Below are 10,032 nucleotides of genomic sequence, written 5' to 3'. Positions count from 1 at the left end.
TTAATTTCCACCGCCACCATTGCCCCCACCGCCGCCTCCGCCGCCACCACCTCCGCCTCCGCCTCCGCCGCCTTTAGCGGAAGTCAGGGTGATGCCCGCTGCATAAAGCAGTCCGGCGCTAAGTGTGGAAAGGAATACACGACGTGATGTAAACATTGCCGATCTCCATAAAAGAAAATTCTTTGCGACAGTAAAATTAAGCAACGTCTCCGCTAGAAATTAAACTTTACTAATAGTACGAAGTATATATATTAAGTATAGTCCGATATTAAGACGTCAAGAGCACGGGCGGAAACCAGGCGATCTCGTGTCGCTTCCTCCACGAACCAATTCGGAACAGAATATATACAAGCTGCGGTAAGCCGAATCTTCACCCAAATGGGTGATGCCACGCAAAATCGTCGCTTTACACTAGAGCCGTGCTACGCGGGACGGGTATCGACCGCCAGCAAGGGGGATAAATATCATGCTCGCGATCCGGTCTAGACGGTGGTTCTTGCGGCCGCGCTCTGCAAAATCAAGCCAATTCCTACTGATCCTCTTGTTGACCATGGGAGGTCTAGCCGGATCTGCCTATGCCGAAGGGAAATTCGAACAGTCGAGTTGCTGGTTCGACCTGCCGCGAGATCGCGACCTAAAGTGTGGGTACCTGACCGTCCCCGAAAATCGCAGCAAGACAAGCAGTCGATTGATCAAGCTGCCAGTGGTCATTTTCGAGCCTGACCGAACACGGCACGAGCCGATTGTTTACCTGACCGGGGGACCGGGTCAAATGGCCATGATCGACAACGTAGAAGACATTGCCCAGTGGTGGAGTTTCATCGACAACGGCCCATGGTTGCGCGGCAGACAGCTTGTCGTGGTGGATCAGAGGGGAGTCGGCCGCTCGGAACCTTCGTTGGATTGCTCAGCGCACTACACACCGTCTGTATGGAGCGAGGTCATCTCCAAGGTCGATGAAGTGGTTGAGTTTGATTTGGCGCAGAAACGCGATGTTACGGCGTGCCGCGATGCCTTGATAAAAAAGGGCATCGACCTCACAGCCTACAACACAATCGAAAACGCGGCCGACATCCACGATTTGCGCATCGCGCTTGGCATCGAAAAATGGGTGTTGTACGGCATTTCGTACGGAACGAAACTCGCCCTGCAGGTGCTTGAAGATCATCCCGAAGACGTAATCGCTGTGGTCCTCGATTCAACGCTTCCCCCTGATGTGGGATATGTTGACCAGGGTTCCAACAGTCTCGACAGCGCATTAAGAACGCTCGAAAAAGATTGCAGTAAGCACTCGGGCTGTTCCAAAAATTTTCCAAATCTGATGACGATGATCGGCGGGATAGTGCAGCAACTCAATGCCCAGCCTGTGTTGCTTCGGCTAGGGGAAGTCGAAGGATCGGCCCGCTTCATGCGGGTGTCGGGAGACGATTTTCTCGAGCTGATGTTCGACGGGTTCTACCACCGGGGTGCGATCGAAGTACTGCCGCAGTTGATCAAGGATACAAACGAGCAGGATTACAGGATGCTCGTCGAAATACTTGGTGACACTCTGTCCGGGGACGATAAATCCGATGTTGCGGATGGGATGCATCTTTCCATCGTGTGCAATGACAGCGTTCCTCCCTCTGCACCATCCGCAACATTCCCGCTCTTCGACAACTGGGCAGCGGACAACATTTATACGTGGGCGTGCCCGCTTTGGCCGTCCGCAAAACCCGTTAAAACTCACAAATCGCTCAAGGCAAATCAGGTTCCGGTCCTGCTGTTGTCCGGAGAATATGACCCAGCGACACCCTCAAAATGGGCGAAATACGTCGCAGGGAATACCGGAAGCAGCCAGCTTGTGGTATTCCGTGGCATAGGTCACGATGTAGTCGACACGACACCTTGCGGTGGCGAGGTAGTCTCAGATTTTTTGAACAACCCAAAAGCTCCAATCACGACACCCTGTCTAGCCGAGATGGAAGGACCAAATTTTTTGAGTCCTGAGGAAGATTCGTCGCCGGCGTTGGAAGCTTCGGCCGTCTCCCCCTTGCCGAGGAAGCACTTAGTGTCGGGTCCGTAATTTCTCCGCGAGCATAATACCTTCATATATCCCTGAGACCTGACGTCTGCCTGCACTGCGGCGAGCGAGCCTCACGATTGGCCCTTCAGTGGAGACTAAATAAAAAGACTTCCAGCATTGGACTTGCGACCTTGTCTCAAACACGGGGTTGCATGTCCGATTGGCACTGTAATCGTATTGACTAAGGCTCCCTTGAACTCGGAGGACTCGAAGTTTCCAATCCGCTAATATAAAGTCGGGATTGGGGGAAGGAGATGCGTACAGCTTTTGATCTCGAAGCGGTGGGGAATGCCATAATCGCAGCAGCGACCGATCCTGCCGGCTGGGATGCCGCAATGGATGTGGTCGCGACCGCTACTGGAAGCTTTGGCTCAATGTTGTTCGACATAAGAAGCCATTTACCCAGCATTCCTCGCAGCAGTGAAATGGGTCCAGCGTTCGAGGCATACGTCCGGGACGGCTGGATCGACCGGGACGAACGTTACCGTCTAGCGCCTCTCATGGTGAGGCGCGGCGTTGTCAGCGATCTTGACGCTCTGACACCTGAAGAGATTAGCACGCAACCATACTACCAAGAATTTCTGGCCCCTTTCGGTTTGCGATGGTATGCGGGAGTAAAGATTGCGGCAGGCGAAGACCTCTGGTGCCTGTCCATCCAGCGATCCATCCAGCAGGGCCCCTTCTCGCCTTCCGAGTTGCAAAGTCTTGCCGGCCTCTCCAGACAATTGGGCTCTGCTGCAGCGCTCGCAAAAATGCTGAGCTTCGCGCGTGCAGAAGGTGCGCTGGATGCTTTCAGTAAAAGCGGTACGCCTGCAGTCATGCTTGACAGGAACGCTGCCGTTATCATGGCGAATGAGCCTGCAGAAAGGATGTTCGGCAGAGACCTTCTCGTTACGGGGCGTCAGTTGGCATGCATCGACAGGGAGGCCACCAACACCCTCAGGCGCGCGTTGCATGCTCTGTTACGGCATCCGAACCCGCCAGCAATGTTAAGCCCTATACCGTTGCCGCGCCTTCAGGGCAGACCTTTGCTGGCTTACCCTTCTCGTCTGCAGACAAGTGCCACGAATGCGTTTACATCATGCCAGGTTGTAGTCGTGTTTATCGATCCGGACATCTATCCCAAACCGCCAGAGATTGCTTTGCAGAACTGCTTCGGCCTGACACCTGCAGAGGCGAGACTGGCGCGCCTGGTTTCATCAGGCGAGGAGTTGAGAACGGTTGCGGATCAGTTGGGAGTCACCTACGAAACTGCTAGAACCCAGTTGAAAACGGTCTTTGCCAAAACAGATACCCATCGGCAGGCGGAATTGGGCGCGTTGCTTGCGAGAATGGCCGGCCACCCCACTACGTTGACGGTTGCGGGTGGTACGTTCGAAGCCAACCATTCTTAGAGGTGATGTCTGTCGTACGGTGGTAAATATCCATTATACTTTGGGAAAGTTGTCGCCGAGGAAGGCCCCTCCCTAAACTTTGATCTCGTCGATTGCAGCTGTAACCCGAGAACGGGCCCTATTTGAAGAACGGTTTGCTCGCTGAGGCACGACAAGAAAGGCGGGACCAGGATCCCGCCTTCAACCGCCAGTGTTCGGCTTTAACTGCTTAACCTGCGCTCAATTGATCGGCAGACATTTTGCGGCCTTGTTATCGCGCACCATCTCGTAGTTGATCTTCTGGCCATCGTTCAAACTGCGCATTCCGGCGCGCTCGACGGCAGAAATATGGACGAAGACATCCGCGCCGCCGTCATCGGGCTGGATAAAACCGAAACCCTTAGTTGCATTGAACCATTTCACAGTACCTGTTGCCACGATGCATCCTCCCGGTAGCTAACTGAACAGTATCGTTATCGTTCGACGCATCCTGCATCAAGCCTTGGGCCCGGATAAGTCGATCTTGCGATGTGTCTTCACCTTGATCGTATCGATGTGCCCACGGGAGCAAAGAAATCTCGTGCCTTCATGCCCTTCACTGAGCGCGGATCGTGACCAGGACTGCCATTATGGAATTCGTCGCTGCGTCCATGCGACAAGGGAAGCGCCGTATCCGAGCGCCGACACTTGCGAGTTCCGAGGACAGATCCGTCAACCTGTTGGCGACGAGGTGGACGACATCGCCTTCCCGCTGGATCCTGCCTTTGATGTTCAGCATGTTTATGTTGAAGAACGGAGCGGTCGTGGAGCATTGCCACAGTGGTATCCACATGTGGCGGCAACTATGGGATTCTGGTTATAGTTATCGAGATACCAGCGATGATGCCGTCTCAAGCATTATCGTGTAAGTAGCAGTTCCTGAGTTAAGGTATCAAGATGTGCCACAGCTCCCACTATTGCGGTGACAGGATTGCTGCCGTGTCCCAACGGCAAACCTCCCAATATCGGCACGCCCAAAGGTTCAAGATGTTCGCGTAACAAATCAATGATCGTGAAGTTATCACTGCTTGGCTTGAAGTCGGTAAACTGTCCCAGTGCGACACCTGCCAAACCGTCAAGATGACCTGCATTGCGCAACATCGTCAACTGGCGGTCCACCTCGCCAACATACATGTTGACGGCTTCGAGCAGCAGGATCGCTCCCTGCAACTTCGGAAGGGCCCACCCGGCAGCGGTTGAAACCATGCTCAGGTTGCCGCCTATCAGCCTCCCTCGGGCAGATCCTTGCGTCGTGAGCGCGAAAGTATTTTCCTCTTGTCGCGCCCTTATCGTGATGGTTTGCGAGGTCATCAGCGCGGCTCGAAGCGCATACATAATCTCTTCGCTTTCGCGCCCATGATGGCCATTGATAAGTGCACCATGAATGCCTACCAAACCGCATTTCTTCCACAAGTTCAAATGAAGGATGGTGATATCGCTGAAGCCAATCAGGAATTTCGGATCCCTCCGCACCGCCTCGAAATCCAGTCGATCTGCGATCCGGTAGGAGCCTTTTCCGCCACGCGTGGCGAAGATCGCGCGAACTTCTGGATCGCGTAGGGCCGCGTTGAAATCAGCAACACGTTCTTCATCCGTGCCCGCCAGATACGACCATTTCTTGAAAGCGTGCTGGCCATAGTCTACCCGGAGGCCCCAGCATTCGAGTTTTCGTGCCCGCTGAAAAACGTCGTCTCTGTCCGGAGTGCTCGCTGGCGACACAAATCTCACCTTGTCGCCAGGCTTCAGTACTGTTGGCCAAATCGCACCTTCGGCTTTCATGGCAACCCTTTTCAGAAGTTTAGGATGATTCCGGACATCAATCTATTGGCGATGTTTTGTGTCAGACTACCTTGATGGAACAGCATCTGCCATCTTGAAGATTATAAGTAACTGACACCATGGGCTCTTAACACCGGGCTTCCAATGGAGACCAAACCGCCTGAGCCCTTGAAATATAGCTTTCTCTCACCCATATAAGGTTGGTCGACAAGATTAGTCCGGCCATTTCTGCAGGCTCCGATTGAGCGCAGAATCTTTACCGCACCACTCAAAGTTTGAATGCTGACATTTACGCAGCATGCCTCTCCTTTGCTTGCATTCGACTTATTTTCAAAAAGAAGGCTGCGGGCGATGCTGCGCAGCGAATGGATTTTAATATGCAAAACAATATCGAAATGAAACCAACCGCGGTCGGTCCGCGATCAATCGAACCCAAAATGCCGAACATGTTGCCGAGGAAAATCATGAGCGCGCACCAACTACTAGCGTCGGGATTCACACGCGAGGAAATGCGCCAGATCGTAGCCGAACAAATCGATTGAAGATCTGGATTTAAACCCTTGCGACATCAAGGTCGCTACGTTCCAAAGGAGTAAGCCGCCAAGCGGCTCAAGACCAAATGAATACAACCCAAACTGGATCAACGAAGAGGCCAGGCATTGTCCCGCTTCATCCGTCCCTCAATCAGAAGGCTCAACACAGCTACGAGCAATATCTTTCCCGCGCTCACGACGAAGAGCGTGCCGGAAACAGAATAGAAGCAGAGAACTACTATCAACACGCCGAGCACTATTTCCGGTCGATCAGATAGCATTGTCAGGACTTAAACGCCCGGCTCGGAGGTTCCAAATCAAGTAGCACCTAGCCACCAATGCTGTTTGACTGACGGATATGGGTAGAATTCCTAGTTTGCGATGTCATCGACACGGCTGAAACCTCATCAAAAAGGAGCAGATTCCATGAATATTGTACCTGTGAAATGGGCCAAAAACCAAAAACGCTTCGACGAGACGCTGCCCTACAATGATGATCATGTCACCGCAGCCCCACGGCCACCCTTGCGTGTCATGCAGGAACAACGTGCACGCGAGGCGGCAAAAGCTGTTGAGGAATACGCGGCCAGCCGGCGCGCTACTGAGGCCAAGACCGAACGCCTGCGCGCACTTCGCCTGGCTAGAGAGGCCGCCGCGAATGAGTCATCGAAAACGTTGAAGACAATTCGTTAGGTGTAACCATTCTCATCGATTGAGACTTTCGCAGGTCCTCTTCCGTTGTGTCTACGATTCAGGAGCGAGCCTTGCCACTTCGTGAGCTGGCAAAACATTAGGCGAATACTATGTTTCCGGACTTTCGGGCCAACAAAATGTCCGGAAAACCGAACATTGCGGGATATTGAGTTCAGTTTTCCGAACCATTCGCCGTTCGGATTCGCCGAAACGCCTACCCGCAGCCATTCGCGTGAACCGCAATCGTTACACGCGAACATGTGTGTTGAACCAGAGCCAAATCAAGGGAGATACAACATCTCCAGATATTAGTGTGCCCTGTGGATATCGTTGACTCACAGATAGTGGACATGGCCGGCCTTAGTGCTGGATCGACGTGATTGCAAATGACCCACAGCGGACACGACGCGAACCGACGTTATCGCAACAACCTTGCGGAGAGGCGTACGAAACCTGCGTCTTCTATGACACCTGTTTCACACCGGGTGGCTGCCATGTCCCTTCGCCCGCCGGCAGGATCGAAGGCGGCGTAGGATTCGGCCAGTACAGGCGCATAACCAGATAGATTGTGTCATTGGGCGCAGGCAGCCAATTTGCCTCCTTGTCCGCGCCGGGGCTGTCTTTCTGGAGGTACAGGGTGAGTGAACCGTCCTGGTTCTTCTTCATACCGGGCAACATCGGAGAGTTAATGAGGTAACGATTGATCGGGTTCTTGATCAGGAGCTGGCTCTTGCCGTCATACATCGTCACCGACCAAAACGCATTCACTGGCGGCAACTGGCCGGGTGCGAAGGTGATGGTATACTTGTGCTTGCTGCCGTCGAGTGGCGCACCCGTCGCGTCCGTTCGGGTATAGGGATACATGGCTTCTACGGCATCGTTACCTAAGAGACCGCCCTTTGCAGCCCCGGCCCGCATTACCCAATCGCCGTTGTAGAAGGCCTCGTCGCCAAAGAACGAGCCGAGGTTCCAGCCGTTGATGTCTTTGTTTCCGCTGGCCAGCCATTTGTCGACCTTCTCGTCACCCTGCTTCATTGCCACCAGAATTTCGGCTTTATGTTCGAGCGATAGATCCTTGAACTCGAAGGTCTTGCCAGGACCGATGCCAATCTTCGCAAGTTTCGCGCGAATCGCCTTGTCCCTTGGCGTCTCAGGGACGGTTTGCAGGGCCGCGTCGAGATATTGGAAAAAGTTATCCTTGATCCCGGCAGTTGTGGCAGGAAGGAACTCGATCTTGGGCGAGGCAGGCGGGGCGGCTCGTTTAAGGAAGGCAGAAAGCGGCTGCGCCTTGTAGCCCGTCTGAATTTTCTCGACGTTGGGCATGTCATCGGGGCTAAAGAGTTGAGTGCGGATAAGCGCGAGCGTGAACGGCGTCGTCGATTGGAAGACCTTCTTGATCCCGGTGGGCGCTTCACTTTTCCAATCGGGGCCGACCACCAGATAATCGCCTGGCTCGGTCCCCGTGGCGCGCGTGCCGATGTAACCAAAATTGTAGGTGTTGCCGTCGATGAGCTGGACCGCATAGTAGCGGTTCTTTTCGATCATCGGCACCGAGATAACCATCGGTTCAGCGCGCAAATCCAGCCAGATGAACGAGTAAGGGGTGTCGCTGTTCGGCGTAATGACTGCCGTATCCTCCGGGGTCGCGACATGGTGCTGGTTTTCGATTTCGTTGAATGGTGCCTTGAACTGCCCCGAGTTCTTGTCGACGGCGAACTCTTGCATAACCGCATAATTCATCACGAGCGGCAAGCCGTAGATGAAGCCTTCTTCGGCGATGTCCTTGGCCTCGATAATGCTGGGCCATTGGGCTTTGTTCTGGGCAAATGCTGGGCTGGACTTCGCCGCTGCGATGGCGAGTGCAACCATCGCTGCAGAGCGCAGCAGGTCACGTTTCGTAATCATCTGAATGACTTCCCCCCACTTCGCTCCTTGCGGTAATACACGCATAGGTAGCAGGAGAAGGCTACGCGACTCTGGGATGGTTGACAATGCAAAAACCGACGAACCAGATCCGATTGCATGTCCGCCTTCGATGCTGTGGACGGCTCTCCGAACGCACTTGTGACCATGCCGTTTGAGCTGATTGCTGCCTCGGCCTTGTCGGGTCTGTTGTAACCAGTTGGGCCTTAAAAGAAATGAGCCTGCTAAATTGTTTTGACAGGTCGCATTGCGGGGTGTGCACTACTCCCGTGCGGGTGCATCCCGCATGCAAAAAATGGGAGGAAGCCATGAAAGACATGAATCGTCGGTCGGCATTGGCACTCGGTTTAGCGGCGACCGCCGCAACACCTCTGCTCATTTCGGCAGGTCCAGCCGTGGCCAAGACCAAGGAGTACGGCAAAACGGATGGCAAAGAACTTGCCCCGGGTGTCAGGTTAGTTGAGTTGGGCACGTTTAAGTCTGATATCCCCGCCTACAAGAGCATCAACATGGTAGATATCGTATTTCAGCCCGGCGCGGTGGCCGCGCCCAGCATGATGGACAATGACATGCTGTGTTACATCACTGCGGGTGAATTCACGATCAAGAAGCCAGATAGGGAATTCAAGATAAAAGAAGGCGAGATGTACGCCTGCGCCAAAGGCACAACGGACGGGGCCACAAACACCAGCAACGCAGTTGGGATTCACACGATAGGCATTCTGATCCCTGCCTGAAGGAAGTTGGCGTTCTCCAGCTGGGCTCATGCTGTGAGTGCTATCAGTCCTGAGTCCAGCCTGAGTGGCAGTCACAGCCGCTGCCAACTCAGTGCTTGGGTCGGACTTCGTAATAAACTGACGTCTTCTGCTCCGGACCTTTGGCGATGGCATAGACATCAAAGCTGGCATTCGGATCGTAATCCATTCCGAGCGATCCCACAGGCATGCCAGGAACCGCCAATCCGGCAATGTCGGGCCTCTCGTACAGCAGTTTTGCCACCGCCTCCAACGGCACATGCCCGTCGAGGAAATAGTCTCCGACAACCGCCGTATGGCAGCCCTCGACGGCGGCGGGCACGCCAAAGCGTTTCTTGACGCCGGGCAGATCGCCAGTGTCCACCCGTTCGACGGTGAACCCGGCGTTTTCCATCGCTTTCGCCCAGAGATTGCAGCACCCGCAATTGGGGTCTTTGTAGATCGTCATCGACCAACGTGTCTCGGCCTCTGCCTTCCTCGCAGTCATGACAACGGCCATTGCTGCGATGCCCGTGCATATGAACTCACGTCTCTTCATCAGATCGTCCCTCCATCACCCCTTCTTGTCAGGCTGCATCGGCATATCCTTGCGCCACTGCTCGTTGGGCTTTCCGGAATCGGGAGTGCTTTGCATCATCTTGTTGCAGCTTTCCATCACCTGGCTCATCTGCTTCATCATATCCATCATGCCGCCGTGCTCCATCATGCCGGGCCCCATGTTTGAGCCTGGAGACAGATTGTCATCGGCGGCAAAAATCGGTGATGTGAGGGCAAGCCCAGCCACAATGGTGGCGGCCAACCCAAGGAATTTCAATGAACTGTACATTGCGCTCTTCCTTTCATTTTGATGTCGCAACGGAGCCTAACTGAAC

Annotated in this window: 11 protein-coding genes and 1 pseudogene; 5 read left to right on the top strand and 7 right to left on the bottom strand. The window is 54.1% G+C overall.

The window, feature by feature from the left end:
• Positions 1 to 156, bottom strand: coding sequence for a hypothetical protein (locus LB462_RS28710; protein WP_224515150.1), 156 nt, complete (start codon positions 154 to 156; stop codon positions 1 to 3).
• A 532-nt stretch (positions 157 to 688) separates the two neighbouring features.
• Here LB462_RS28710 and LB462_RS28705 point away from each other — a divergent pair.
• Both LB462_RS28705 and LB462_RS28700 read left to right on the top strand, forming a co-directional pair.
• The gene (locus tag LB462_RS28705) at positions 689 to 2,065 is read left to right on the top strand and encodes an alpha/beta hydrolase (RefSeq protein ID WP_224515148.1); all 1,377 of its coding nucleotides are present in this window, start codon (positions 689 to 691) and stop codon (positions 2,063 to 2,065) included.
• Positions 2,066 to 2,319: 254 nt separating this feature from the next.
• On the top strand, positions 2,320 to 3,459 hold the full coding sequence (locus tag LB462_RS28700) for a helix-turn-helix transcriptional regulator (protein WP_224515146.1): 1,140 nt from the start codon (positions 2,320 to 2,322) through the stop codon (positions 3,457 to 3,459).
• A gap of 208 nt (positions 3,460 to 3,667) precedes the next feature.
• Here the strand turns inward: LB462_RS28700 and LB462_RS28695 are convergent.
• The 3 genes and pseudogenes from LB462_RS28695 to LB462_RS28685 form a co-directional block, all read right to left on the bottom strand.
• A pseudogene (locus tag LB462_RS28695) lies at positions 3,668 to 3,876 on the bottom strand (cold-shock protein).
• Positions 3,877 to 4,033: 157 nt separating this feature from the next.
• The gene (locus LB462_RS31695) at positions 4,034 to 4,216 is read right to left on the bottom strand and encodes a hypothetical protein (RefSeq protein WP_370637333.1); all 183 of its coding nucleotides are present in this window, start codon (positions 4,214 to 4,216) and stop codon (positions 4,034 to 4,036) included.
• 119 nt (positions 4,217 to 4,335) lie between these two features.
• Positions 4,336 to 5,256, bottom strand: coding sequence for a S66 peptidase family protein (locus LB462_RS28685; RefSeq protein ID WP_224515142.1), 921 nt, complete (start codon positions 5,254 to 5,256; stop codon positions 4,336 to 4,338).
• A gap of 619 nt (positions 5,257 to 5,875) precedes the next feature.
• Here LB462_RS28685 and LB462_RS31300 point away from each other — a divergent pair.
• Positions 5,876 to 6,067: a DUF4167 domain-containing protein gene (locus LB462_RS31300; protein ID WP_370637332.1), complete on the top strand. Its 192-nt coding sequence runs from the start codon at positions 5,876 to 5,878 to the stop codon at positions 6,065 to 6,067.
• A gap of 148 nt (positions 6,068 to 6,215) precedes the next feature.
• A complete protein-coding gene (locus LB462_RS28675) occupies positions 6,216 to 6,482 on the top strand; it encodes a hypothetical protein (protein WP_224515141.1) in 267 nt (88 codons plus the stop codon).
• A 462-nt stretch (positions 6,483 to 6,944) separates the two neighbouring features.
• Here the strand turns inward: LB462_RS28675 and LB462_RS28670 are convergent, their stop codons facing one another.
• Positions 6,945 to 8,387, bottom strand: a complete 1,443-nt coding sequence (locus LB462_RS28670; protein ID WP_224515139.1) for a DUF1254 domain-containing protein — start codon at positions 8,385 to 8,387, stop codon at positions 6,945 to 6,947.
• Between the two features lie 326 nt (positions 8,388 to 8,713).
• On the opposite strand from LB462_RS28670, the gene LB462_RS28665 reads away from it, so the two are divergent.
• The gene (locus tag LB462_RS28665) at positions 8,714 to 9,142 is read left to right on the top strand and encodes a hypothetical protein (protein WP_224515137.1); all 429 of its coding nucleotides are present in this window, start codon (positions 8,714 to 8,716) and stop codon (positions 9,140 to 9,142) included.
• Between the two features lie 88 nt (positions 9,143 to 9,230).
• On the opposite strand, the gene LB462_RS28660 is transcribed toward LB462_RS28665, so the two are convergent.
• Positions 9,231 to 9,698, bottom strand: a complete 468-nt coding sequence (locus LB462_RS28660) for a DUF411 domain-containing protein (protein WP_224515135.1) — start codon at positions 9,696 to 9,698, stop codon at positions 9,231 to 9,233.
• 15 nt (positions 9,699 to 9,713) lie between these two features.
• Positions 9,714 to 9,986 carry a hypothetical protein gene (locus tag LB462_RS28655; protein WP_224515133.1) on the bottom strand — a complete coding sequence of 91 codons (273 nt, stop codon included), beginning with the start codon at positions 9,984 to 9,986 and terminating at the stop codon, positions 9,714 to 9,716.
• Positions 9,987 to 10,032: the final 46 nt, after the last annotated feature.

It is taken from the genome of Phyllobacterium chamaecytisi (assembly GCF_020164455.1).
GTDB lineage: Bacteria > Pseudomonadota > Alphaproteobacteria > Rhizobiales > Rhizobiaceae > Phyllobacterium > Phyllobacterium chamaecytisi.
This window is presented reverse-complemented; position numbering and strand designations above follow the sequence as displayed.